Annotated in this window: 21 protein-coding genes; 17 read left to right on the top strand and 4 right to left on the bottom strand. The window is 68.7% G+C overall.

Annotated features, from left to right (window positions below):
- Position 1: 1 nt before the first annotated feature.
- Positions 2 to 889 (top strand): ABC transporter permease, encoded by an 888-nt coding sequence (locus QQK83_RS03105; protein ID WP_284261604.1) that lies wholly within the window; start codon positions 2 to 4, stop codon positions 887 to 889.
- On the opposite strand, the gene QQK83_RS19360 is transcribed toward QQK83_RS03105, so the two are convergent.
- Positions 778 to 1,071, bottom strand: coding sequence for an NAD(P)-binding protein (locus QQK83_RS19360; RefSeq protein ID WP_349816212.1), 294 nt, complete (start codon positions 1,069 to 1,071; stop codon positions 778 to 780). The genes QQK83_RS03105 and QQK83_RS19360 overlap by 112 nt on opposite strands.
- Here QQK83_RS19360 and QQK83_RS03110 point away from each other — a divergent pair.
- The 3 genes from QQK83_RS03110 to QQK83_RS03120 are packed head-to-tail and all read left to right on the top strand — an operon-like array spanning position 964 to position 3,523.
- A complete protein-coding gene (locus QQK83_RS03110; protein WP_349816213.1) occupies positions 964 to 1,860 on the top strand; it encodes an ABC transporter ATP-binding protein in 897 nt (298 codons plus the stop codon). The two genes, QQK83_RS19360 and QQK83_RS03110, sit on opposite strands and share 108 nt — an antisense overlap.
- On the top strand, positions 1,857 to 2,849 hold the full coding sequence (locus QQK83_RS03115) for an ABC transporter ATP-binding protein (protein ID WP_284261608.1): 993 nt from the start codon (positions 1,857 to 1,859) through the stop codon (positions 2,847 to 2,849). The genes QQK83_RS03110 and QQK83_RS03115 overlap by 4 nt, the downstream gene beginning before the upstream one ends.
- Positions 2,849 to 3,523, top strand: coding sequence for an aspartate/glutamate racemase family protein (locus tag QQK83_RS03120; protein WP_284261610.1), 675 nt, complete (start codon positions 2,849 to 2,851; stop codon positions 3,521 to 3,523). Before QQK83_RS03115 ends, QQK83_RS03120 begins: the two co-directional genes overlap by 1 nt.
- Positions 3,524 to 3,617: 94 nt before the next feature.
- Here the strand turns inward: QQK83_RS03120 and xylB are convergent, their stop codons facing one another.
- On the bottom strand, positions 3,618 to 5,066 hold the full coding sequence (xylB, locus tag QQK83_RS03125; RefSeq protein WP_284261612.1) for a xylulokinase: 1,449 nt from the start codon (positions 5,064 to 5,066) through the stop codon (positions 3,618 to 3,620).
- A gap of 230 nt (positions 5,067 to 5,296) precedes the next feature.
- Between xylB and QQK83_RS03130 the strand changes: the two genes are divergently transcribed.
- The 7 genes from QQK83_RS03130 (at position 5,297) to QQK83_RS03160 (ending at position 12,850) form a co-directional block, all read left to right on the top strand.
- Entirely contained in the window at positions 5,297 to 6,328 is a 1,032-nt protein-coding gene (locus QQK83_RS03130) for a LacI family DNA-binding transcriptional regulator (protein ID WP_284261614.1), read from the top strand.
- Between the two features lie 94 nt (positions 6,329 to 6,422).
- Positions 6,423 to 7,742 (top strand): ABC transporter substrate-binding protein, encoded by a 1,320-nt coding sequence (locus QQK83_RS03135; RefSeq protein ID WP_284261617.1) that lies wholly within the window; start codon positions 6,423 to 6,425, stop codon positions 7,740 to 7,742.
- Positions 7,743 to 7,862: 120 nt separating this feature from the next.
- Positions 7,863 to 8,729, top strand: a complete 867-nt coding sequence (locus QQK83_RS03140; protein WP_284261618.1) for a carbohydrate ABC transporter permease — start codon at positions 7,863 to 7,865, stop codon at positions 8,727 to 8,729.
- A 13-nt stretch (positions 8,730 to 8,742) separates the two neighbouring features.
- The gene (locus QQK83_RS03145; protein ID WP_284261620.1) at positions 8,743 to 9,573 is read left to right on the top strand and encodes a carbohydrate ABC transporter permease; all 831 of its coding nucleotides are present in this window, start codon (positions 8,743 to 8,745) and stop codon (positions 9,571 to 9,573) included.
- Between the two features lie 12 nt (positions 9,574 to 9,585).
- Positions 9,586 to 10,590, top strand: coding sequence for an ABC transporter ATP-binding protein (locus QQK83_RS03150; RefSeq protein ID WP_284261622.1), 1,005 nt, complete (start codon positions 9,586 to 9,588; stop codon positions 10,588 to 10,590).
- Positions 10,587 to 11,360 (top strand): L-iditol 2-dehydrogenase, encoded by a 774-nt coding sequence (locus tag QQK83_RS03155; RefSeq protein ID WP_284261624.1) that lies wholly within the window; start codon positions 10,587 to 10,589, stop codon positions 11,358 to 11,360. Before QQK83_RS03150 ends, QQK83_RS03155 begins: the two co-directional genes overlap by 4 nt.
- A complete protein-coding gene (locus QQK83_RS03160; protein WP_465250983.1) occupies positions 11,348 to 12,850 on the top strand; it encodes a mannitol dehydrogenase family protein in 1,503 nt (500 codons plus the stop codon). Before QQK83_RS03155 ends, QQK83_RS03160 begins: the two co-directional genes overlap by 13 nt.
- 3 nt (positions 12,851 to 12,853) lie before the next feature.
- Here the strand turns inward: QQK83_RS03160 and QQK83_RS03165 are convergent, their stop codons facing one another.
- Positions 12,854 to 13,708 carry a LysR family transcriptional regulator gene (locus tag QQK83_RS03165; protein WP_284261628.1) on the bottom strand — a complete coding sequence of 285 codons (855 nt, stop codon included), beginning with the start codon at positions 13,706 to 13,708 and terminating at the stop codon, positions 12,854 to 12,856.
- A gap of 107 nt (positions 13,709 to 13,815) precedes the next feature.
- On the opposite strand from QQK83_RS03165, the gene QQK83_RS03170 reads away from it, so the two are divergent.
- Genes QQK83_RS03170 through QQK83_RS03185 form a run of 4 tightly spaced genes read left to right on the top strand, consistent with a single transcriptional unit; the run spans position 13,816 to position 21,216 of the window.
- Positions 13,816 to 16,263 (top strand): GcvT family protein, encoded by a 2,448-nt coding sequence (locus QQK83_RS03170; protein WP_284261630.1) that lies wholly within the window; start codon positions 13,816 to 13,818, stop codon positions 16,261 to 16,263.
- A 3-nt stretch (positions 16,264 to 16,266) separates the two neighbouring features.
- On the top strand, positions 16,267 to 18,708 hold the full coding sequence (locus QQK83_RS03175) for a GcvT family protein (protein WP_284261631.1): 2,442 nt from the start codon (positions 16,267 to 16,269) through the stop codon (positions 18,706 to 18,708).
- Positions 18,705 to 20,252, top strand: a complete 1,548-nt coding sequence (locus QQK83_RS03180; protein WP_284261632.1) for a trimethylamine methyltransferase family protein — start codon at positions 18,705 to 18,707, stop codon at positions 20,250 to 20,252. The genes QQK83_RS03175 and QQK83_RS03180 overlap by 4 nt, the downstream gene beginning before the upstream one ends.
- Before the next feature lie 19 nt (positions 20,253 to 20,271).
- Positions 20,272 to 21,216, top strand: a complete 945-nt coding sequence (locus tag QQK83_RS03185; protein ID WP_284261633.1) for an NAD(P)-dependent oxidoreductase — start codon at positions 20,272 to 20,274, stop codon at positions 21,214 to 21,216.
- Here QQK83_RS03185 and QQK83_RS03190 read toward each other — a convergent pair.
- Positions 21,213 to 22,094, bottom strand: a complete 882-nt coding sequence (locus QQK83_RS03190) for a LysR substrate-binding domain-containing protein (RefSeq protein ID WP_284261635.1) — start codon at positions 22,092 to 22,094, stop codon at positions 21,213 to 21,215. The genes QQK83_RS03185 and QQK83_RS03190 overlap by 4 nt on opposite strands.
- Before the next feature lie 96 nt (positions 22,095 to 22,190).
- Between QQK83_RS03190 and QQK83_RS03195 the strand changes: the two genes are divergently transcribed.
- Both QQK83_RS03195 and QQK83_RS03200 read left to right on the top strand, forming a co-directional pair.
- A complete protein-coding gene (locus QQK83_RS03195) occupies positions 22,191 to 23,789 on the top strand; it encodes a GMC family oxidoreductase (RefSeq protein WP_284261637.1) in 1,599 nt (532 codons plus the stop codon).
- A gap of 3 nt (positions 23,790 to 23,792) precedes the next feature.
- The gene (locus QQK83_RS03200) at positions 23,793 to 24,929 is read left to right on the top strand and encodes a mandelate racemase/muconate lactonizing enzyme family protein (protein WP_284261638.1); all 1,137 of its coding nucleotides are present in this window, start codon (positions 23,793 to 23,795) and stop codon (positions 24,927 to 24,929) included.
- Positions 24,930 to 25,110: the final 181 nt, after the last annotated feature.

The following is a 25,110-nucleotide window of genomic DNA, read 5'->3' on the forward strand; positions in this document are numbered from 1 at the left end:
CATGGCCGTCGCACAGACCGACATCGAAACGCTGGCCACCGCCGACAAGCCCCGCGGCTACTGGAGCGGCGTGGGTCGCCGCTTCCTGAAGGACAAGGTCGCCGTCGCCGCGGGCTGCGTCGCGGGGGGCCTCATCCTGATGGCGATCTTCGCGCCATGGGTCGCGCCGCAGGACCCGTTCGACGGCACCATGATCCGCCGCCTCTCGCCCATCGGGACCGAGGGCTACCCGCTGGGCGCCGACGAGCTGGGCCGCGACATGCTGAGCCGGCTGATCTACGGCGCGCGGCTGTCGCTCTTCATGGGGGTGACGCCGGTGCTGATCGCTTTCGTGATCGGCTCGGCCATCGGGATTGCCGCGGGCTACGCGGGGGGCTGGGTGAACTCGATCACCATGCGGGTGCTCGATGTCTTCTACGCCTTCCCCTCGGTGCTCTTGGCCATCGCCATCTCGGGCGCGCTGGGGGCGGGCATCCTGAACGGGCTGCTGTCGCTGACGGTGGTCTTCATCCCGCCCATCGCGCGGGTGGCCGAAAGCGTCACCACCGCCGTGCGCAAGCTGGAGTATATCGAGGCCGCGCGGGCCAGCGGCGCCAGCGCCTTCACCATCGTGCGCGCGCATGTGCTGGGCAACGTGCTGGGGCCGATCTTCGTCTATGCGACCAGCCTGATCTCGGTCTCGATGATCCTTGCCGCCGGGCTGTCGTTCCTCGGGCTGGGCGTCAGCCCGCCCAACCCCGAATGGGGGCTGATGCTGAACACGCTGCGCAACGCGATCTACGTGCAGCCCTGGCTGGCCGCCCTTCCCGGCGTGATGATCTTCCTCACCTCGATCTCGTTCAACATGCTCAGCGACGGGCTGCGCTCGGCAATGGATATCAAGCAATGAGCGACGCGATCCTTTCGGCGCACAACCTCGTCAAGCATTTCAACGCGGGCGGCTGGGGCGCGGCCCGCAAGGTGGTGCGCGCGGTCGATGACGTCAGCTTCGACGTCGCCCCCGGCGAGACGCTGGGCGTGGTCGGCGAAAGCGGCTGCGGCAAGTCCACCACCGCGCGGCTTCTGACGCATCTACTGCCCTCGGACCGGGGCGAGGTGCGCTTTCGCGGCCGCGTGGCGGGCACCGAGGTGCCGCTCAAGGAGTTCCGCCGCCATGTGCAGATGGTGTTCCAGGACAGCTACGCCTCGCTCAACCCGCGGATGACGATGCTGGACGCGGTGGCCTTCGGCCCCACGGTGCATGGCGTGGACCAGCCCGAGGCGCGGCGGCGCGCGGGCGCGCTGCTGGAGCGTGTGGGCCTTGACCCCGCGCGCTTCGGGCCGCGCTATCCGCACGAGATTTCCGGCGGGCAGCGCCAGCGGGTGAACATCGCCCGCGCGCTGGCCTTCGACCCTGACGTGATCGTGCTGGACGAGGCGGTGTCGGCGCTCGACAAATCGGTCGAGGCGCAGGTGCTGAACCTGCTGACGGAACTGCGCCGCGAACGCGGGCTGACCTATATCTTCATCAGCCACGACCTGAACGTGGTGCGCCACATCTCGGACCGGGTGATGGTGATGTATCTCGGCGAGGTGGTCGAGATCGGGCCGACGGCCGATCTCTATACCGCGCCCCGCCACCCCTATACCGAGGCGCTTCTAGCCGCGATGCCCTCGCTCGATCCCGACCGGCGCACGATGGAGGCCCCGCTTCAGGGCGATCCGCCCAACCCCATCGACCCGCCGCCCGGATGCCGCTTCCACACCCGCTGCGCGCGTGCCTTCGGCCCGTGCCCCGGCACGGCCCCGGTGCCTGCGCTGGTGGGCCGCAGGCATCTTGCATCCTGTCATCTCAACACCGTCAAGGAGGCCGCGGAATGACCCAGCCGCTTGTCGAGGTCAGCGACCTGACCGTGACCTTCCAGGGCACGCCGCCGGTTCATGCGGTCAACGGCGTGTCCTTCACGCTGGCGCAGGGCGAGGTGCTGGGCATCCTGGGCGAAAGCGGCTCGGGCAAAAGCGTGACGCTGAAGACGCTGCTCAGGCTTCTGCCCGAGCGCCGCACGCGGATCGGCGGCAAGGTCGCCGTCGAGGGGCGCGACGTGCTGGCGCTGGAGGGCCGCGCGCTGGCCGATCACCGGGGCGGCGTGGTCTCGATGATCTTCCAGGACCCCGGCCTTGCGCTCGACCCGGTCTACACCATCGGCCGCCAGATCGCCGAGACCGTGATCCGCCACGAGGGCGTGAGCCGCAGCACCGCCATGGCCCGCGCGCTCGAGATGCTGGAGCTGGTGCGCATCCCCTCGGCCAAGCGGCGGTTGTCGAACTACCCGCACGAGATGTCGGGCGGCATGCGGCAGCGCGCGATGATCGCGCTGGCGCTGGCCTGCAAGCCGAAACTCCTGCTCGCCGACGAGCCGACCACGGCGCTGGATGCGACCGTGCAGATCCAGATCCTGCTCTTGCTGCGCGAGTTGCAGCGCGAGATGGGGATGGGGGTGATCTTCGTCACGCATGACATCGGCGTCGCGGTCGAGGTCTCGGACAAGCTCGCCGTGATGTATGCCGGCAGTTTCGTCGAGACCGGCAGCGTGGCCGAGATCATCCGCGACGCGCGCCACCCCTATTCGCAGGGGCTGCTGGCCGCGAACCTTGTGGGCGCCGAGCCCGGTGCGCTGCTGAAGGCGATCCCCGGCGCGCCGCCCGCGCTGCATGCGCCGCCCGTGGGCTGCGCCTTCGCGCCGCGCTGCGAGCTGGCCGGGCCGCGTTGCGGTGCCGATCCCCTGCCCCTCTGGCAGGCGCGCGGCGACCGCTGGGCGCGCTGCGTCGCCGCCGCCGAGGCCGCGGTCCCCAGTCACGCGGAGCCATGATGCGCATCGCCATCCTGAACCCCAATTCCACCGACGCGATGACGCAGGACATGGCGGATATCGCCCGCACGGCCCTGCCCGCGGGCAGCACGGTCATCGCCCTGACCAACGCGGCAGGCCCGCCCGCCATCCAGGGCGAGGCCGATGCCATCGCCTGCCTGCCGGGGCTTCTGGCCCTTGCCCGCGGCCCCATGGCGGCCGAGGCCGAGGCCATCGTCATCGGCTGTTTCGACGACACCGGGCTGGCCGAGATGCGCGCGACCTTGAGGCGGCCCGTGGTGGGCCTGGGCGAGGCGGGGATAATCGCCGCCACGCTTGCCGCGCCGCGCTTCGCGGTGCTGACCACGACCGAGGGCTCGGTCCCCGTCATCGCCGCCAATATCGAGGCGATGGGCCTTGGCCCGCGCTGCGACGGGGTGCGGGCGGCGGGCATACCGGTGCTGGAATTGCAGGACCGGGTGCCCGATCTGCGCAGCGCCCTTGCCGCGCTGGCCGCAGATACGGGCAGCGGGGCGATCGTGCTGGGTTGCGCGGGCATGGGGCGGCTTGCGGGCGAGCTTGCCCGGCCGGACCTGCCGGTCCTGATCGACCCGGTGCGCGCCTCGGTCAGCCTTGCCGCCGCGGTGCTGCGCGCGGGGATCAGGTCAGGGCCCGAGGCGATGGCCCATCCCTAACTCCCCCTTGCGCAGCGGCCCGTCGCGCGATCTGGCGGAGGATCGGGACAAGAGGCGTCAAACCCGGCCCTTGCGGCCCTCCGGCAGGCAGGCCTCAGCCGATGGCGGATTGCACGTTGCGCAGCGCCGGATAGAGCGCGCGATACCCGGCAAGCCGCGGCTTGAGCGCGGCAGCGCGGGTCGCGTCGGGGGTGAACCAGCGGCGGACGGCGGGCTTGGTCATCACCTCGGCGATGGCGCGGTCGCCCGCCGCGACGCAGGCCAGCCGCGCGGCACCCAGCGCCGGGCCGACATCGGCCCCGTCGCTGCGGCCCAGGCTGCAGCCGGTGACATCGGCGATGGTCTGCATCAGGAAATCGCTGCGCGTGCCGCCGCCGATGGCCAACAGCCGGTCGGGCACCGGCCCCGCCGCGGAGAGCGCCGCGATGGCGTCGGCAAAACTGAAGGCCACGGCCTCGACCACCGCGCGCATCAGCGCGCCCTGCGTCGTCGTCTCGCCCAGACGCGAGAAACCGCCACGGATCTCGGTGTCGCCATGCGGCGTCCTTTCGCCCGTCAGGTAGGGCAGGAAGATCGGGCCGGGCTCGGCCGCCTCGGCCTCGGCCAGAAGCGCCTCGATCGGGCGGCCGAGCAGACCGGCCAGCCAGGCGATGGGCCGCGCGCCGTTCAGCATGGCGGCCATCTGGAACCAGTGGCCCGGCAGGGTGTGGGCATAGGCGTGGATGCGGCTTTCGGGGTTGGGACGGTAGCTGTCGGTGGTGACGAACAGCTGCCCCGAGGTGCCGAGCGAGATGAAGCCGTCGCCATCGGCGACCGCGCCGATCCCCACCGCGCCCGCCGCCGCGTCCCCCGCCCCCGCCGCGACCGGCAGGCCGGGGGGCAGGCCAAGTTCCTCGGCCACCTCGGGCAGCAGGTGGCCCGCGATCTCGGTGCCGTGGCGCACCGCGGGCAGCCATGCGGGATCGGTCGCGCTGATCTCGCAGAGCCGCGGCGACCAGCGCCGCGCAGCCTGGTCGAACCACGAGGTGCCCGCCGCGTCCGACGGGTCGGTGACGCAGGCCCCGTGCAGGCGCAGGCCGATGTAATCCTTGGGCAAGAGCACATGGGCGATGCGGGCATGGGTCTCCGGCTCGTGCCGCGACAGCCACCTGAGCTTGGGCGCGGTGAAGCCCGCCATCGGCGGCACGCCCGACAGTTGGCCGACGGCTGGCTCGGCCGCTTCCATCTCGGCGCAATCGGCGGTCGCGCGGGCGTCGTTCCACAGGATCACGGGCCGCACCGGGCGCAGGTCGCCATCGAGGAGGACAGCGCCATGCATCTGCCCCGACAAGCCGATCGCCCTGAGCCCCGCGCGCAGGCCGGGGTCGAGCGCGCGCACCGCCGCGCAGACCGCTGCCCACCATGCGGCGCAATCCTGTTCGCTTGCGCCCTCGAACGGGTGCGACACCGCGAGCGGCGCCGACGTGGTGGCCAGCACCTCGCCGCCTGGGCCGAGGATGCAGGTCTTGACCGCCGAGGTTCCCAGATCGAGCCCGAGATACATGTCCATTTCCCTTTCCGGTGTCGGACGGGCCCGACACGGTTCCGCCCGCAGCATTTCGCCCCTATGAAGCCGGGGCGCATCTTGCCCGGCACCCAAGCGGCACGCCAGCGGAAGCGCAAGAAAATTCTTTACTCGCGTCATGTTTTGCGGGTTCAGTCGCGGGGTCACATGAAGAACGGAGTCGCAGCCGGAGGGCCGGACCAGCCAGCACGACAGGACAAGAGCGCAGGATGAGTGACCAGAAAATCCGCAACATGGAAGAATTCGCCGCCCTGAGCGGCCTGTCGCGGCCCACGGTCTCGAAGTATTTCCACGACCCCGCCAGCGTGCGCGCCACCACCCGCGCCCGGATCGAGGAGGCGCTGGAGCGTTACGAGTTCCGCCCCAACATCTACGCGATGAACCAGAACCGCAGCCTGACGAAGAACGTGGGCATCGTGGTCCCCTACCTCGCCGACCCGTTCTTCGCCGAGATCGCGCGCACCATCGAGCGGCGCTGCATCGAGGCGGGGTTTTCGCCCATCCTCTACAGCGCGCATGGCGACCAGAAGCTCGAGACCGAAATCCTCGAAGGGCTGACGGCGCTGAAGCCCGCGGGCGTCTTCCTGGCGCCGCTGGGGCGGCTGTCGGACCGCGGCGCGATCGAGCGGTTCTGCCGCGACGTGCCCACGGTGCTGTTCGACAGTAACCTCGAGGACATGGGCGAAGCCTTTGTCGGATCAGACAATTACAGCTTCGTGCAGCAGACGGTCGAGTATCTTTGCCGCACCGGCGCACCGCCCTGTTTCTTCGAGATGCGCAACCCCGCCAACCCCAACGCGAACAAGCGGCGCAAAGCCTACCTGCAGATCATGGATGCCGCGGGACTGGAGCCGCATGTCATCAAGGTCGACGGCGAGGGCTGGGGCTTCGAAGAGATCGGGCGCCGCGGCGCGCATGAGGTCATCGCCTCGGGCCGACTGCCCACGGACACGGTGCTGTGCTCGAACGACCGACTCGCCATCGGGTTTCTCTCGGCCTGCTACGAGCGGGGCTTGCGCGTGGGCCGCGGCGAGGGTTGCGCGCTGCGCGTCGCCTCGCATGACGACCACCCGTTCTCGCGCTTCACCTGCCCTTCGCTGACGACGGCTGCGCACGAGTACGAGGCGGTGGCCGACAAATGCATGAACACCTTGTTTTCGCTGATCGAAGCGGGCGGACGCTTCGCCGCGCGGGAGGAGACGCTGATCCCCGCACGGCTGATCCTGCGCGCCTCTGCCTGATCATTATTTAACGCGCGTAAAGTTTTTTGTTGACGCGCGGAAGACTCGGCGCGTAGCTTGCACCCACATAACATCCAAACCAGGGAGGATACGGATGTCTCGCAATACCGTGCTTCGCACGTCGAGCGCCCTTGCGCTCTGCATCGCCGCCAACGCGGCCTTCGCCGACGCCCACAGCACCACCATCACCATCGCCACCGTGAACAACGGCGACATGATCCGCATGCAGGGCTACACCGACCTGTTCACGGAACAGACCGGCATCGCCGTGGAATGGGTGACGCTGGAAGAGAACGTGCTGCGTCAGCGCGTCACCACCGACATCACCACCAACGGTGGCCAGTTCGACATCATGACCATCGGCATGTACGAGGCGCCGATCTGGGGGGCGAACGGCTGGCTCGTGCCGCTCGACGGCCTGTCCGAGGACTACAACGTCGACGACATCCTGCCCGCCATGCGCGCGGGCCTGAGCCATGACGGCACGCTCTACGCGGCACCGTTCTACGGCGAGAGCTCGATGGTGATGTACCGCACCGACCTGATGGAGGCCGCCGGCCTCGAGATGCCCGCCGCCCCCACCTGGGATTTCATCCGTGAAGCGGCCGCCGCCATGGACAACCCCGAAACCGGCGTCAACGGCATCTGCCTGCGCGGCAAGCCGGGCTGGGGCGAAGGCGGTGCCTTCATCAACGTGACCGCCAACTCCTTCGGCGCGCGCGTCGTGGACGAGAACTGGCAGGCGCAGCTCGACAGCGAGGAATGGGCCAACGCGCTCAACTTCTTCGTCAACCTGATGAACGACTACGGCCCCGACGGCTACGCCACCAACGGCTTCAACGAGAACCTCTCGCTGTTCCAGCAGGGCCTCTGCGGCATGTGGATCGACGCCACGGTTGCGGCGTCCTTCGTGACCAACCCCAACGACTCGGAAGTGGCCGACAGCGTCGGCTTCGCGCTGGCCCCCGACAACGGTCTGGGCGTTCGGTCGAACTGGCTCTGGGCCTGGGCGCTGGCGATCCCCGCGGGCACGCAGCAGTCCGACGCGGCGCTTCAGTTCATCGAATGGGCCACCTCGGCCGATTACATCGAGCTGGTCGCAGAGAACGAAGGCTGGGCCAACGTGCCGCCCGGCGCGCGCACCTCGCTCTACGAGAACCCCAACTACGCCGAGGTTCCCTTCGCGCAGATGACGCTCGACTCGATCCTCGCGGCTGATCCCAACAGCCCGACGGTCGATCCGGTCCCCTACACCGGCATCCAGTTCATGGCGATCCCGGAATGGGCCGGCTTCTGGACCGAGGTCAGCCAGGAGTTCTCGAACGCCTACGCCGGTCAGCAGACCGTCGAAGAGGCACTGGCCCGCGCGCAGGACATCGTCAACGAGGCGATGGAAGCCGCCGGCTACCAGTAAGCCGCAGGCCAAAGACCGGAGGGCGGCGCGCGCCGCCGCCTTCCACACCCCCCGATTTCACTCCAGCATCACGGTATCGGTTCACCGGGCGCGCGCGCCCGAACCCGGAGGAATTGCGCCATGGCCACCCAATCTTCGCGTTCGGCGGCCCGCATCATGATGGCCCCCGCGGTGTTCCTGCTTCTGGTGTGGATGCTGGTGCCGCTGTGCATGACGCTGTGGTTCTCGCTCCGCGACTACCGCCCGCTGCGCGGCGGCGACCTGGGCTTCGTCGGGCTCGAGAATTTCGCGCGCTTCGTCTCGTCGTCCTCCTTCTGGCCCGCCGTCTTCACCACGGTTCTGATCGTGGGCGGCGTGCTTCTGGTCTCCATCGTCTTCGGCGTGTTGCTGGCGATGCTGCTGGACCAGCCGATGTGGGGACAGGGCGTTGTCCGGATCCTCGTGATCGCGCCCTTCTTCGTGATGCCCACCGTCTCGGCGCTGGTGTGGAAGAACATGTTCATGGACCCCACGAACGGCGTCTTCGCCCATATCTGGCGCGCCTTCGGGGCGGACCCCGTGGTCTGGCTGACGGATGTTCCGATCCTGTCGCTGATCCTGATCATCTCGTGGCAGTGGCTGCCTTTTGCCACGCTGATCCTGCTGACCGCGTTCCAGTCGCTCGACAGCGAGCAGCTCGAGGCCGCCGAGATGGACGGCGCGAACCCGCTGGCGCGCTTCTTCTTCATCGCGCTGCCGCACCTGAGCCGCGCCATCACCATCGTGATCCTGATCCAGACGATCTTTCTTCTGGCCGTCTTCGCCGAGATCTTCGTCACCACCGGCGGCGCCTTCGGGACGCGGACGCTCACCTACCTGATCTACCAGCGCGTTCTGGAAAGCCAGAATGTCGGGCTGGGGTCTGCGGGCGGTGTCTACGCCATCATCCTTGCCAATATCGTCGCGCTCTTCCTGATGCGCATCGTCGGCAAGAACCTGGACCGCTGAGGAGGGACCGGCCATGGCACGCGCCGTCACGACACAACGCAAGGCCCTGAACACCGCCATCGCCTGGACGGTCGGGTTCCTGATCTTCTTCCCGATCCTCTGGACGATCCTGACCAGCTTCAAGACCGAGGCCGAGGCGATCGCCAACCCGCCGGTGATCCTGTTCTTCGACTGGACGCTGGAAAACTACGGCGTGGTGCAGGAACGCTCCAACTACATGCGGTTCCTGTGGAACTCGATCATCATCGCGGGCGGCTCCACCCTTCTGGGCATCCTGATCGCCGTGCCCGCGGCCTGGTCCATGGCCTTCGTCCCCTCCCGGCGGACCAAGGACATCCTGTTGTGGATGCTCTCGACCAAGATGTTGCCCGCGGTCGGCGTGCTTTATCCCATTTACCTGCTGTGCATCCAGCTGGGCGTTCTGGACAACCGCATCGCGCTGGTGGTGATCCTGATGCTGATCAACCTGCCGATCATCGTCTGGATGCTCTACACCTATTTCAAGGAAATCCCCGGCGAGATCCTCGAGGCCGCGCGGATGGACGGTGCGGGGCTGAAGGAAGAGCTTCTCTACGTGCTTACGCCCATGGCAATCCCCGGCATCGCCTCCACGATCCTGCTGAACTTCATCCTCGCGTGGAACGAGGCGTTCTGGACGCTGAACCTGACCTCGGTCGATGCCGCGCCGCTGACCGCCTTCATCGCCAGCTACTCCAGCCCCGAGGGCCTGTTCTTCGCCAAGCTCTCGGCGGCCTCGACCATGGCCATCGCGCCGATCCTCATCCTTGGCTGGTTCAGCCAGAAGCAACTCGTCCGCGGCCTGACCTTCGGCGCTGTCAAATAAGGAGCCCTCACCATGGGACGCATCACGCTCGACAAGGTTCGCAAGGCGTTCGGCGATGTCGAAGTCATCCCGCCGCTGGACCTGACCATCGAGGACGGGGAATTCGTGGTCTTCGTCGGCCCCTCGGGCTGCGGCAAGTCCACCCTTCTGCGCCTGATCGCGGGGCTCGAGGATGTCTCGGGCGGCGAGATCCGCATCGACGGGCAGGACGCCACGATGGTGCCCCCCGCCAAGCGCGGCCTTGCGATGGTGTTCCAGTCCTACGCGCTTTACCCGCACATGAGCGTGCGCAAGAACATCGCCTTTCCGCTGCGCATGGCAGGTCTGGACCGCGCCGAGCAGGAGCGCCGCGTAAAGGCCGCCGCCGAGGTGCTGAACCTGACCGACTACCTCGACCGTCGGCCCGGCCAGCTGTCGGGCGGCCAGCGCCAGCGCGTCGCCATCGGCCGCGCCATCGTGCGCGAGCCCGCCGCCTTCCTCTTCGACGAGCCACTCTCGAACCTTGACGCGGCGCTGCGCGTGGGGATGCGGCTGGAGATCAGCGAGCTGCACAAGCGGCTGAAGACCACGATGATCTACGTCACCCACGACCAGGTCGAAGCGATGACCATGGCCGACAAGATCGTGGTGCTGCGCGCAGGCAATATCGAGCAGGTCGGCAGCCCGCTGGAGCTGTACCGCGCACCCCGGAACACCTTCGTCGCGGGCTTCATCGGCAGCCCGAAAATGAACCTGATCACCGGTCCCGTCGCCGCCCAGCATGACGCCACCACCATCGGCATCCGCCCCGAGCACATCCGCGTCACCGAAGGCGCAGGCGATTGGCAAGGAACGGTGGGTGTCTCCGAACATCTCGGCTCCGACACCTTCTTCCACGTCACCTGCGCGGGCATCGCCGAGCCGCTGACCGTCCGCGTCGGCGGCGAGGTCGACCTGCGCTACGGCGACACCGTCCACCTCACCCCCGACCCCGAGCACCTGCACCGCTTCGACGCACAGGGACTGCGCATCGCATGACACGCCTTTCCGGGAAATCCGCCCTGATCACCGGGGCCGCCCGCGGCATCGGCCGCGCCTTCGCCGAGGCCTATGTCCGCGAGGGCGCGCGCGTCGCCATCGCCGACATCGACATCGCGCGGGCACGCCAAACCGCGGCCGAGATCGGCGAAGCCGCCATCGCGGTCGAGCTGGACGTCACGAAACAGGAGAGCATCGACGCCGCCGTCGTCGAGACGGTCGCAGCCTTCGGCCAGATCGACATCCTGATCAACAACGCGGCCATCTTCAGCGCCGCCCCCATCGTCGAGATCGACCGCGCCGATTACAGCCGCGTCTTCGACATCAACGTCGCGGGCACGCTTTTCACGCTACAGGCGGTTGCCCGCCACATGATTGATCGCGGCATCAAGGGCCGGATCATCAACATGGCCTCCCAGGCCGGGCGGCGGGGCGAAAGCCTCGTCGCCACCTATTGCGCCACCAAGGCGGCGGTCATCAGCCTGACCCAATCCGCGGGGCTGAACCTGATCGCGCATGGCATCAACGTCAACGCCATCGCGCCCGGCGTGGTCGATGGCGAGCACTGGGACGGGGTCGACGCCTTTTTCGCGCGCTACGAGGGCAAAGCGCCGGGCCAGAAGAAACGCGAGGTCGGCGAGGCCGTCCCCTATGGCCGCATGGGCCGGGCCGAGGACCTGACCGGGATGGCGGTGTTCCTCGCCTCGGACGAGGCGGAGTATATCGTCGCGCAATGCTACAACGTCGACGGCGGACAATGGATGAGCTGATGAAGGATATGTCCGCGGGGCCCCTGCCCCTTTCGAATGCCACGCTGGCCGAGCTGCCCGAGGGCATCGCCCGCCCGACCTATGACCGTGCGCGGCTCACGCCCGGCATCGTCCATATCGGGCTGGGCAATTTCCACCGCGCCCACCAGGCGTGGTATACCCATCGCCTGATGCAGGCGGGCGCGGCGCAGGATTGGGCGATCCTTGGCGCAGGCGTGCGGCCCTATGATGCGGCGATGCGCGACCGGCTGAAGGCGCAGGATTGCCTGACCACGCTGATCGAGCTTGCCCCCGACCACCGCAGCGCCGAGGTGACCGGCGCGATGATCGACTACCTGCCGATCGAGGAGGGCAACGGCGCGCTCATCCGCGCCATGGCCGACCCCGCCATCCGCATCGTCGGGATGACCGTGACCGAGGGCGGCTATTACATCGACGCCGCGACCGGGGGCCTCGATACCTCGCACCCCGACATCGCCCATGACGCCGCCCACCCCGACGCGCCCCGCACCGCCTTCGGCGCGATGGTCGCGGCGTTGAAGCTTCGGCGCGCGGCGGGCCACGGCCCCTTCACCGGGCTCTGCTGCGACAACCTGCGCGGCAATGGCGCGATCCTGCGACAGACGGTGGTGGGGCTTGCGCGCCTCTCCGATCCTGCACTGGCCGGTTGGATCGAGGCGAAGGCGAGTTTCCCCAACTCCATGGTCGACAGCATCGTCCCCGCCACCGGCCCCGCCGAGCTGGAGCTGGTCCGCGAGCTGGGCATCGACGACAAGGCCCCGGTTACGCACGAGAATTTCCGCCAATGGGTGATCGAGGATGACTTCTGCGCGGGCCGTCCGGACTGGGACCGCGCGGGCGCGACCTTTACCGATGACGTGCATGCCTACGAGATGATGAAGATCCGCATCCTGAACGCGGGCCATCAGGTTCTCGCCAACGCGGGCGAGCTGTTGTCGGTGCCGACCATCGCCGATTGCATGGCGCATCCCGCCATCGCGGCGCTGTTCCGCAAGGTCCAGACCGAGGAGATCCTGCCGCAGGTGGACCCTGTCCCCGGCATGACGCCCGCCGAGTACCTGGCCCTCATCGAGCGCCGCTTCGCCAACCCCGCGATCCGCGACACCACGCGGCGCGTGGCCTTCGACGGCTCGTCGCGGCACAGCGGCTTCCTTCTGCCGATCCTGCGCGAGCGGCTGGCAGCGGGCACCGGCGTCAGCGGTCTTGCCCTGGTCGAGGCGCTCTGGGCGCGCATGTGCGAAGGCACCCGCGAGGACGGCAGCGCGATCGAGGCCAACGATCCCAACTGGGACGCCCTGACCGAGGCGGCCGGGGCCGCACGGGACCGCCCGCGGGCATGGCTGGAACAGCGCACGCTCTACGGCGATCTGGCCGGGGCCGCGGGTTTTGCCGATGCCTTCGAGGGCTGGCTCGCGCTGATCTGGCGCGAGGGGACCGAGGCCGCGCTGCGGCGCTACGCCGGGGGCTGACCCTCAGGGTCGCCCCTCCAACAGCGCCTTCAAAGCGCGCAGGCTGCGGCGGTGCGCGCCGCGGTGGCGGTTCTTCAGATGCACCGCCGCATGGACCGGCTGCGGGATCACCGGGGCGCGCGCGACCCGCCGCGCCTGCCCCAGCCGCTCCATCTCCAACGCGGTCTGGCGCAGGACGTAGGCGCTGCCGCCAAGCGCCACCAGAAGGCCCCGGATCACCGCGTTCTGCCCGCTCGACACCGCGCCGACCGACAGCATCGGCAGGCGCTCGGCATGGGTGGTGGAAAAGGCGGGCGCGTAATTGGCGAGGATGTAGCTTTCGGGGCGCACCCCCGACAGCGCCTCGGCCTCGGTCGAGACCATGACATAGGACATCTCGCCCAGGCTTTCGAAATGCAGGTCCGGGTGCGGCTTGGGCGTATAGTGAATCGCCAGATCCAGCGCCCCGTCGCGCACGTCGGCGCACATCTGGGCCGAGTAATCGGCCTCCACGTAAAGCGCCGTGTCGGGCACCGCGCCCTGAAGGGCGGCCACCCAATCGGCCACGCGGTCGCCCAGCAGGTCATGCTGGATGCCGATCCGCATCGTCACCGCCTGCCCGCCCGTGCCCCGCACCGCCTGCCCCGCAGCGGTCCAGGCAAGGCGCAGCGCGCGGGCATGCGGCTCGAACCGCAGCCCTTCGGTGGTCAGCTCGGTGCCCGCGCGGCTGCGCTCGAGCAACCGGCACCCCAGCGCCTGTTCCAGCGCCCGCACCCGGCCCGAGACGGTGGATTGTGTCACCCCCAGCCGCCCCGCCGTGCGGTTGAAACTCCGCGTCTCGCACAGGTCGAGAAAGGTCTCGATCCACTCGGTGTTCATGGCAGCACCCCTGATCGGTTTTACCGATCAAATCACATGCGTGACAGGAATTGAACAGGGATCGGACGGCGGGAATACTCAGGGCGAGAGAACAAGGGAGGATCGCCATGGCGGAGATGCCGGGCCACGCGCGGGTCGTGATCATCGGCGGCGGGGTTGTGGGCGTTTCCGCCCTCTATCACCTCGCCAGGGCGGGCTGGACGGACTGCGTCCTGCTTGAGAAGAACGAGCTGACGGCCGGGTCCACCTGGCATGCGGCGGGCAATGTGCCGACCTTCTCGACCTCCTGGTCGATCATGAACATGCAGCGCTATTCGACCGAGCTTTACCGGGGCCTCGGCGACGCGGTCGATTACCCACTGAACTACCATGTCACCGGCTCGATCCGGCTGGCGCATTCCGACGAGCGGATGCAGGAGTTCGCCCGCGCCCGCGGCATGGGCCTGCACCAGGGGATGAACCTCGAGATCCTCTCGCCCGACGAGATCAAGGCGAAATACCCCTTCATCGAGACCCATGACCTCAAGGGCGCGCTCTACGATCCGGCGGATGGCGACATCGACCCCGCCCAGCTGACGCAGGCGCTGGCCAAGGGCGCGCGCGACATGGGCGCCACGATCCTGCGCTTCTGCCCCGCCACCGGCGTCAGCCGCGAGGGAGACGAGTGGATCGTCCACACCGAGAAGGGCGACATCCGCTGCGAGATCGTGGTGAACGCCGCCGGCTATTACGCGCAGCGCGTGGGCGAATGGTTCAAGCCCTACGGCGGGCGCACCGTGCCGATGATGGTCATGGCGCATCAATACCTGATCTTCGACGAAGTGCCCGAGGTGCGCGACTGGTCGGCGCAGGCGGGCCACAAGCTGCCGCTTCTGCGCGATGTCGATGTCTCCTACTACCTCAGGCAGGAGAAGACCGGCTTCAACCTCGGCCCCTATGAGCGGCCCTGTCAGGCGCATTGGGCCGACCCGTCCGATCCGATGCCCGAGGATTTCAGCTTTCAGCTTTATCCCGACGCGCTCGACCGGCTGTCGGTGCAGATCGAGTCGGCGATGGAGCGCGTGCCGGTGCTGGCCGAGGCGGGGCTGGCCAAGGTCATCAACGGCCCGATCCCCTACGCGCCTGACGGCAACCCGCTGATCGGCCCGATGCCGGGCGTGCCCAACGCGTTCGAGGCCTGCGTCTTCACCTTCGGCATCGCGCAGGGCGGCGGCGCGGGCAAGGTGCTGGCCGAATGGATCACCGAAGGCGCGACCGAATGGGACATGTGGTCCTGCGACCCGCGCCGCTTCACCGATTACACCGATCACGACTACTGCGTGCAGAAGGGGATGGAGGTTTACGGCCACGAATACGCCATGCATTTCCCCTGGCACCGCTGGCCCGCCGCGCCTGACAGGAAGGTGTCGCCGGTCCATGACCGGGTGAAGGCGCTTGGCGGCCAGATGGGGGCCTATGCCGGGTGGGAACGCGCCAACTGGTTTGCGCATCCGGGCGACGACACGTCGGAGGCCGCGACGCATACATGGAACCGCACCGGCCCGTGGGAGGCGCGCATCCGCGAAGAATGCGAGGCGGTGCGCGATAGTGTCGGCGTTCTGGACCTGCCGGGCTTCTCGCGCTTCCGCCTGACGGGGGCCGGGGCCGCGGATTGGCTTCTGGGCAAGATCGCGGGCGGGTTGCCGAAACCGGGACGGCTGACGCTCGCCTATTTCCCCGATGCGCGGGGCCGCATCGTGACCGAAATGTCGGTCGCCTGTCACGGCGAGGATGACTTTACCCTGATCACCGCGGCCACGGCGCAATGGCATGATTACGAATGGCTCGCCCGCGACCTCGGGCCGGGGCTGTCGCTTGTGGACCGAAGCCGCGAGGCTTCCACGCTCATCGTCACCGGCCCCGAGGCGCGCGCGCTGATGGAGGCCGTCGGCACCGAGGCCGACCTGCAGCTGCCGTGGCTGAGCCACCAGAAGGGGGTCGTCGCAGGCCGCGACTGCTGGCTGGCGCGGGTGTCCTTCGCGGGGGAGCTGGGCTGGGAGGTTCATGCAGAAAATGACGCGATTCCGGTTATTTACGATGCGATCTTGAAGCATCACGCGAAGCCCTTCGGGATGTGGGCGCTGAATTCCTTGCGCATCGAAAAGGGCTACCGCGCGTGGAAAGGGGATTTATCCACGGATTACAGCCTGTTGCAGGGCGGTCTTGAGCGGTTCATCCGCTTCGACAAACCACAGGATTTCCCCGGCAAACAGGCGCTTCTGGCCGAGAAACAAGCGGGCGTGGCCAAACGCTTCGTCACCCTGACGGTCGACGCGGGCGCGGCGGATGCGCCCTACATGTCGACGATCTGGCACGACGGCACCGTGGTGGGCGAGACGACCAGCGGCGCATGGGGGTATCGATGCGGAAAATCCATTGCGCTCGCCATGTTGCGGGCCGATCTTCATGCACCCGGAACCGAGCTCGAGATCGACATCTACGGCGACCGCCGGGCGTGCATCGTCCAACCCGACGCGCCCCTCTGGGACCCGTCGAACGCGCGGCTGAGGGCCTGAGCCATGACGCTTCCCACCCATGCCCGCGCGGTGATCATCGGCGGCGGCGTCTCGGGCTGCTCGGTCGCCTATCACCTGTCGAAACTGGGCTGGACGGACATCGTCCTGCTCGAGCGCAAGCAGCTCACCTGCGGCACGACATGGCATGCGGCGGGCCTTGTGGGCCAGTTGCGCGCCAGCCAGAACATGACGCGGCTGGCGAAATATTCCGCCGATCTCTACCTCAAGCTCGAGGAGGAAACCGGCATCGCCACCGGCATGCGGCAGGTGGGCTCGATCTCGCTCGGCCTGACCGAGGACCGGCGGCAGGAGCTGCTCAGGCAGGCCACGCTGGCCCGCGCCTTCGACGTCGAGGTCCAGGAGATCACGCTGGCCGAGGTCAAGGCGATGTATCCGCATGTGCATATCGACGATGTCACCTGCGCCGTCCACCTGCCCGGCGACGGGCAATGCGACCCCGCCAACATCGCCATGGCGCTGGCCAAGGGCGCGCGGATGCGCGGCGCGCGGATCGTCGAAGGCGTGCGCGTCACGCGCGTGACCGATGATGGCGCACGGGTGACGGGGGTCGATTGGGACACGGGCGACGAGCAGGGCCATATCGCCGCCGATGTCGTCATCAACTGCGGCGGCATGTGGGGCCGCGACCTGGCGGCGCAATCCGGCGTCACCCTGCCCCTGCATGCCTGCGAGCACTTTTACCTCGTCACGGAACCCATTGACGGCCTTGGGCATTTGCCAGTCCTGCGGGTGCCCGACGAATGCGCCTATTACAAGTCCGACGCGGGCAAGATGATGCTGGGGGCGTTCGAGCCGCGCGCGAAACCCTGGGGCATGGGCGGCATCCCCGAGGATTTCTGCTTCGACGCCCTGCCCGAGGATTTCGACCATTTCGCGCCGATCCTCGAGAAAGCCACCGCGCGGATGCCGATGTTCGAAACCGCGGGCATCCACACCTTCTTCAACGGCCCCGAAAGCTTTACGCCCGACGACCGCTACTACCTCGGCGAAGCGCCCGAGCTGAAAGGCTACTGGGTGGCGGCGGGCTACAACTCCATCGGCATCGTCTCCTCCGGCGGGGCCGGAATGGCGCTGGCCCATTGGATCGCCGAGGGCGAGGCGCCCTTCGACCTGTGGGAGGTCGATATCCGCCGCGCCCAGCCCTTCCAGCGCAACCGCCGCTACCTGCGCGACCGGGTGACCGAAACCCTAGGCCTGCTCTACGCCGATCACTGGCCCTACCGGCAGGTCGAAACCGCCCGCGGCGTCAGGCGCTCGCCGGTGCATGAGCACCTGAAACAGGCAGGCGCGGTTTTCGGCGAGGTCGCGGGGTGGGAGCGCGCGAACTGGTTCGCCCTGCCCGGACAGTCGCGCGAATACCGCTACGACTGGCACCGGCAGAACTGGTTCGACAACCAGCGCGCGGAACACATGGCGGTGCGGACCGGCGTGGGCCTGTTCGACATGACCTCCTTCGGCAAGATCCGGGTGGAGGGGCGCGAGGCCTGCGGGTTCCTGAACCACCTTTGCGCGAATGAAGTCGACGTGCCCGCAGGCCGCGTGGTCTACACGCAGATGCTGAACGCCAAGGGCGGGATCGAAAGCGACCTGACGGTCACGCGGCTGTCGGAAACCGCTTATCTGCTGGTCGTCCCCGGCGCGACGCTGCAACGCGATCTTGCGTGGCTGCGCGCCCATGCGGGCGATCGGGCGGTGGCGATCACGGACATGACCGCTTCCGAGGCGGTGTTTTGCCTGATGGGCCCGAAATCGCGCGAGATGCTCCAAGCGGTCAGCCCGGCGGCGCTTGACAACGAGGCGTTCCCCTTCGGCACCGCGCAGGAGATCGAACTGGGCTATGGCCTCGCCCGCGCCCATCGCATCTCCTACGTGGGCGAGCTGGGGTGGGAGCTGTATGTCTCCACCGACATGGCCGCCCATGTCTTCGAGACGTTGCGCGAGGCGGGCGCGGATCACGGGCTGAAGCTCTGCGGGCTGCACGCGCTCGACTCGTGCCGCATCGAAAAGGCCTTCCGCCATTTCGGCCATGACATCACCGATGAGGACCACGTGCTCGAGGCCGGCCTCGGCTTCGCCGTCCGCACCGTGAAGCCCGATTTCATCGGCCGCGACGCCGTGCTCAGGAAGCGCGAGGCGGGGCTTGCCCGCCGGATGCTGCAGTTCCGGCTCGACGACCCCGAGCCGATGCTGTTCCACAACGAGGCCGTGGTGCGCGACGGCAGGATCGTGTCGATCCTGACCTCCGGCAATTACGGCCACGCCCTCGGCGGCCCCATCGGCATGGGCTACGTGCCCTGCGCGGGCGAGAGCGCCGAGGATGTCCTGTCTTCCAGCTACGAGATCGAAATCGCGGGCACCCGGCACCGCGCGCAGGCCAGCCTTGCGCCGATGTACGACCCGCAGTCCGAAAGGGTGCGCCAATGAGCGTGGACTCCGCAGAAAAACGTCCCTCCCGCCGCGGCGGTGGCCGGGCTGCACGGGTGGCCGTGCGCTCTGCCCCGCTGGCCGACGACCTGCGCCCGGTGCGCGCGGGTCTGACGGGCGGGCAATACAACCCCCTGACCGAGGCGGGCGTCGCGCGCATCCACGAGGCCGCGCTGGACGCGCTGGAGCAGGTGGGCCTGTCACAGGCCCCGCCCACCGGGGCCGCCGCGATGGTGGCGGCGGGCGCGATCCAGGGCGAGGACGGCCGCCTCCGCTTTCCCCGCGCGCTGGTCGAGGACATGCTGGCGAAAGCGGCGCGCGGCATCACGCTGTACGGGCGCGATCCGCGCCATCACCTCGACCTGTCGGGCAGCCGCGTGCATTACGGCACGGCGGGGGCCGCGGTGAACCTTGTCGATGCGGTGACGGGCGATTATCGCCCCTCCATCGCGCGCGACCTGCATGACAGCGCGCGACTGGCCCATCACCTCGACAACCTGCATTTCTTCCAGCGCACCATGGTCTGTTGCGACGTGCCGAACCTCGTCGAGATGGACATGAACACGCTCTACGCCTGCCTTGCAGGCACCACGAAGCATGTCGGCACCTCCTTCTCCGACCCCGCCAGCGTCGCGCCGGGGATGGAGCTGATCCACATGGTCGCGGGCGGCGATGAGGCATGGCGCGAGATGCCCTTCGTGTCGCTGTCCAACTGTTTCGTCGTGCCGCCGATGAAATTCGCCACCGAAAGCTGCGAAACGATGGAGGCCTGCATCCGCGCGGGCATGCCCATCCTGCTGCTCTCCGCGGGCCAAGCCGGGGCCACCGCCCCTGCCCCGGTCGCGGCTGCGATCGTGCAGGCGGTGGCCGAGTGCCTGGCCGGTGTCGTCTACGTCAATTCCATCGCGCCGGGGCATCCGGCGGTCTTCGGGACATGGCCCTTCGTCTCGGACCTGCGGACGGGCGCGATGTCGGGCGGCTCGGCGGAACAGGCGCTTCTGTCGGCGGGCTGCGCGCAGATGCACCGCTTCTACGGGCTGCCCGGCGGGGCCGCGGCGGGGATGACGGATGCCAAGGTGCCCGACATGCAGGCCGGGTGGGAACAGGGCATCACCAACGTGATGGCGGGGCTGTCGGGGCTGAACATGGTCTACGAATCCGTCGGCATGTATGCCTCGCTGCTGGGTTTCTGCCCCGAGGGGATGGTGCTGGGCAACGACCTGATCGGGCAGGCGCAGCGCTGCGTGCGGGGCATCGACGTGACCGAGGATGCGGTATCGCTCGACGTGATGAAGGCGGTTTGCCTTGACGGGGGGCCGGGCCATTACCTCGGCTCCGACCAGACGCTTGCGCTGATGCAGACGGAATACCTGTATCCCGAGGTCGCCAACCGCCTCACGCCGAAGGATTGGGAGGAAGCGGGCCGCCCCGACCTGATCGCCGCGGCGCGCAGGCGGAAGGAGTCGATCCTCCAGATGGCGCCGCTGCAAGTCCCCCACGAGGTCGACCGGGCGGTGCGCGCGCGTTTCGACATCCGCTTCTGAGCCTTCGAAAGGATAGAACATGAAGGTCGGTTTCATCGGTCTGGGCAATGTCGGCGGCAAGCTCGCCGGTAGCCTGCTGCGCAACGGGATGGACCTGTCGGTCCATGACCTCGACGACGGCCTCGTCGCGGGCTTCGTCGCGCGCGGCGCGAAGGCGGGCGGCAGCCCCGCGGCCATGATGCGCGCCTGCGACGTGGTCATCACCTGCCTGCCCTCGCCCGCGGCTTCCGCCGCCGTGGTCGAGGCGATGCTGCCCGAGATGGGGCCGGGCAAGACATGGATGGAGATGTCCACGACCGACGCCGACGAGGTGCTGCGCCTTGGCGCGCGGGTGGCGGAAACCGGCGGTCTGGCCGTCGAATGCCCCGTCTCGGGCGGCTGTCACCGCGCGGACACCGGCAATATCGCCATCTTCGCAGGCGGCCCGCGCGCCGCGGTCGAGCATGTGATGCCGCTTCTGGTGCATCTGGGTCGGCAGATCCTGCACACGGGCGAGCTTGGCTCGGCCTCGAAGCTGAAGGTCATGACCAACTACCTCGCCACCGTGAACCTGCTGTCGCTCTGCGAGGCGCTGACGACGATGAAAGCGGCGGGCCTCGATCTGGCGACCACCTACGAGGCGATCCGGATTTCCTCGGGCAATTCCTTTGTCCACGAGACGGAAAGCCAGCTGATCCTGTCGGGCTCGCGCGACGTGAATTTCACGATGGACCTTGTCCAGAAGGACATCGGCCTGTTCCAGAAGCTTGCGACGGATGCCGGCGTGCCCCTCGAAATATCGCCGCTCATCATCGACATCATGTCGGACGGCCAGCGTCGCTACGGCACCCGCGCGCAATCGGACCGGATCATCGAGCGGCTGGAAGAGGCGACGGGCCTCAGCATCCTCGCCGACGGCTTCCCGACCGAACTGGTCGACACCGAGCCCGAGGGGCTGGGGGCCGAGGTGATCCGCAGCCGCTAATCCGTGAAAGCCTCGAGCAGCCAGTCGCGGAACAGAAGCGCCTCGGGGCGCGGTGCGCCTTGCGCGGGCAGAAGGACGTAATGCGCCTGCGCATGGTTCAGCGTCAGGCCGGGGGCGACCGTCACCCGGCCCGCCCGCGCGAAGGGCGCGGTCAGGTCCGGCGAGATCAGGGCGACCCCGAGGCCCGCGGCCACCATTTCCAGCGCGGCAAGCGAGCTGTCCGTGCTGACGCCCCGCCCGACCGCGGCGGGGTCGATCCCGTGGGCCGCGGCAAAGCCGTCCCAGAAGCTTTCGCAGCCGATGATATGCACCGCGCGGCCCAGAAGCGGGGCCACGGCGGCCAGCGGGTCCGCGCCGAACTCCGTGCCCGGCGGGCAGACCAGCACCGAGCCGGGCGCGCTCAGCCGCCGCGCATCCTCGACCGGCCAACGGCCATCGCCGTAGCGGATATCGACGTCGATGCCGCCCTCGGGCGCGGTCTCGGCCCATGTGGCGCTGCACAGCCGCACCGGTATGCCGGGATGGGCGGCGCGGAACTGGGCCACCAGCGGCGCAAGGCAGAGCGCCATGAAACTGGGCGGCGCGCGCAGCACCAGCGGCCTGCCGCCCGTCACGCCGAAGAGCCCCGCCGTGGCGCTGGCCAGCTCGTCGAAGGCGCGGCGCACCGCCGGAAGGTAGGATTGCCCCAGCTCGGTCAGCTCCACCCCGCGCGGCAGGCGCCGGAACAGCCGGTAGCCCAGCCGCGCCTCCAGCGCGCGAACCTGCTGGCTGACGGCGGCGGGCGTCAGGCCCAGCTCGTCGGCGGCGGCGGTGAAGCCGCCAAGGCGCGCCGCGGCCTCGAAGGTCTTGAGCCAGACGGGCGGCGGCAGGTTGCGCATGGATTGACCCCATTCCGGTTTACCCTTTCCCCCGTTTTCCATTGTTTGTCCGGGGTCAGCAAGCCTGCAATCCTGAACCCTCGCGGGAGGGGCGACATGGACGTTTTCGATTACATCATCGTCGGCGCAGGCTCGGCGGGCTGCGTTCTGGCCGAGCGGCTGAGTGCCGATCCGAACACCCGCGTCCTGCTGCTCGAGGCGGGCGGCAGCGACCGGCGTGCGCAGATCCGGGTGCCGATCGGCTACGGCATGTCCTACCACGACCCGAAGGTAAACTGGCGCTTCCACGCCGAGCCCGACGCGCAGCTCGACAACCGCCGCATGTATTGGCCGCGCGGCAAGGTTCTGGGCGGCTCGAGCGCCATCAACGCGATGGTCTACGCCCGCGGCCTGCCGCAGGATTACGACGACTGGGAAGCGGCGGGAAACCCCGGCTGGAACGCCGCGAGCACCGCCGAGACCTATGCCCGCGTCGAGCGGCGCATCGGGCCGGAGGGGGCAGCGGGCGACGGGCCGCTGCATGTCACCGATTGCAGCAATGACTATCACCCGATGGGGCGGCACTACCTGACGGCGGCGCGCGAGATGGGGCTGCCCGAGGGCGACACCGTCACCGGTGAGGGGGTCGGCCCCTATTGCACCACGACCAAGGGCGGCTGGCGCAACTCGGCGGCCGATGCCTTCCTGCGGCCTGCGCTGCGGCGGCGGAACCTGAAGCTCGTCACCGGGGCCGAGGTGCTGCGCATCGAGATGCGAGGGCGCCGCGCGACGGGGGTGCAGTATCGCCGGGGCGGACAGACCCTGAGCGCCGCCTGCCGGGGCGAGGTGATCCTGTCGGCGGGCGCGGTGAAGTCGCCGCAGCTGTTGCAGCTCTCGGGCATAGGCCCCGGCGCGCTGCTGCGGTCGTTCGGCATCGCTGTGCATATCGACGCCCCCGGCGTCGGCGGGGCGCTGCAGGATCACCTGTCGATGACCTACGCCTTCCGCTGCACGGAACCCACGCTGAACCAGACGCTCGGGCGGCTTACCGGCCAGATCGGCGCGGCGCTGCGCTACCTGTTGCGGCGCGACGGGCCGCTCAGCCTGAGCGTGAACCAGATGGGCGGGCTTGTCCGCTCGCGCCCCGGTCTCTCGCGGCCCGACACGCAGCTCTATTGCAACCCGCTCTCCTATTCGACGGTCTACCGCGACAAGCGCCCGCTTCTGAAGCCCGACCCCTGGCCGGGTTTCATCCTCGGCTTCAACCCCTGCCGCCCGACCAGCACGGGGCGCATCGACATCGCCAGCGCCGATCCCGCGGCGGCACCGCGGATCATGCCGAACTCGCTGACCACCAACAGCGACATCGCCGACATGATCGCGGGCGCGCGGCTGGTGGAGCGGATGCTGCAGACCCCCGCCATGCAGGGCCTGATCGCGGGGCCCAACGGCTTCAGCCCCGTGGGGGCCGATGACGACACGCTGCTGGCCGATGTGCGGGCGCGGGCCTCGACCGTGTTTCACCCCTGCGGCACCTGCCGCATGGCCCCGGAGGAGGCGGGCGGCGTGGTCGATCCCGCGCTGCGCGTCTGGGGCGCGGAGGGGCTGCGCGTGGTCGATGCCTCGGTCTTTCCCAACATCACCTCGGCCAACACCAACGCGCCGACGATCATGACGGCGATGCGGGCGGCCGACCTTATCCTTGCAGGGGCGTGAAACATGGACCGGATCGCACGGATCGACAGCTTCACCACCCGCGACGTGGGTTTCGTGCGCGTCACGATGGAGGACGGCGCGCAGGGCTGGGGGCAGGTCTCGACCTATCACGCCGACATCACCTGCACCGTGCTGCACCGGCAGGTTGCGCCCTGGGTGCTGGGGCGCGATGCGACCGACCTCGACGACCTGATGGACTGGGTGACCGAGCGCGAGCACAAGTTCCCCGGCTCCTACCTGCGGCGCGCGATGGGGGGCGTTGACACCGCGATCTGGGACATGCGCGGGAAACGCGCGGGGCTGCCGGTGGCGTCGCTGATCGGCGGGTCGCCGGGGCGGGTGCGGGCCTATGCCTCCTCCATGCGGCGCGACATCACGCCCGAGGACGAGGCCGAGCGGCTGACGCGGCTGGCCGGTGAACACGGCTACACCGCCTTCAAGGTGCGCGCGGGCTCCGAGGTGGGGCGCGACCGCGACGAGTGGCCGGGCCGGACCGAGGCGGTGATCCCCGCGATGCGCCGCGCCCTGCCGGAGGCCGACCTGCTGATCGACGCCAATTCCTGCTACTCCGTCCCCCGCGCGATCGAGGTGGGCCGGATGCTGGAAGACAACGGCTTCTGCCATTACGAGGAACCCTGCCCCTACTGGGACCTCGACGCGACCAAGGCCGTGACGGACGCGCTGGACATCGACGTCACGGGCGGCGAGCAGGATTGCCAGCTGTCCACCTGGAACCGCATGATCGACATGCGCGCGGTCGACGTGGTGCAGCCCGACATCATGTATCTGGGCGGCCTCTCGCGCACCCTGCGCGTGGCCCGCATGGCCGAGGCGGCAGGCCTGCCCGTGACGCCCCATTGCGCTAACCTGTCGATGGTGACGCTTTTCACGCTGCACCTGATGCGCGCCATTCCCAACGCGGGCAGATACCTCGAGTTCGCCATCGAGGGGCCGGAGTATTACCCGTGGCAATACGACCTGTTCACGGCCTCACCCTACCGGATCGAGGACGGCCACGCGATCCTGTCGGACGCGCCCGGCTGGGGGGGGGAGATCAACCCGGAGTGGCTGTCGCGGGCCGAGGCGCGAAGCAGCGCATGGCCGCAGGACGCGGCGCATTGGCCCGGAGAGGAGGGCTGAAAAAGGCAAAAAGCGGGGTTTCGGGGCAATTCAAGGCTTTGTCACACAGCCCTTCTATGTATGATCCGCCCATCAAGACCCGGACGGCACGCGGGGAAACCCGTGACCGATGCCGGGCTCCAACGGGAAAACCGGACAATTACAGGCCCGCGCACATCGCGGCAATGGGCCAACCAACGGG

Source organism: Roseicyclus amphidinii (genome assembly GCF_030163755.1).
Taxonomy (GTDB): Bacteria; Pseudomonadota; Alphaproteobacteria; order Rhodobacterales; family Rhodobacteraceae; genus Roseicyclus; species Roseicyclus amphidinii.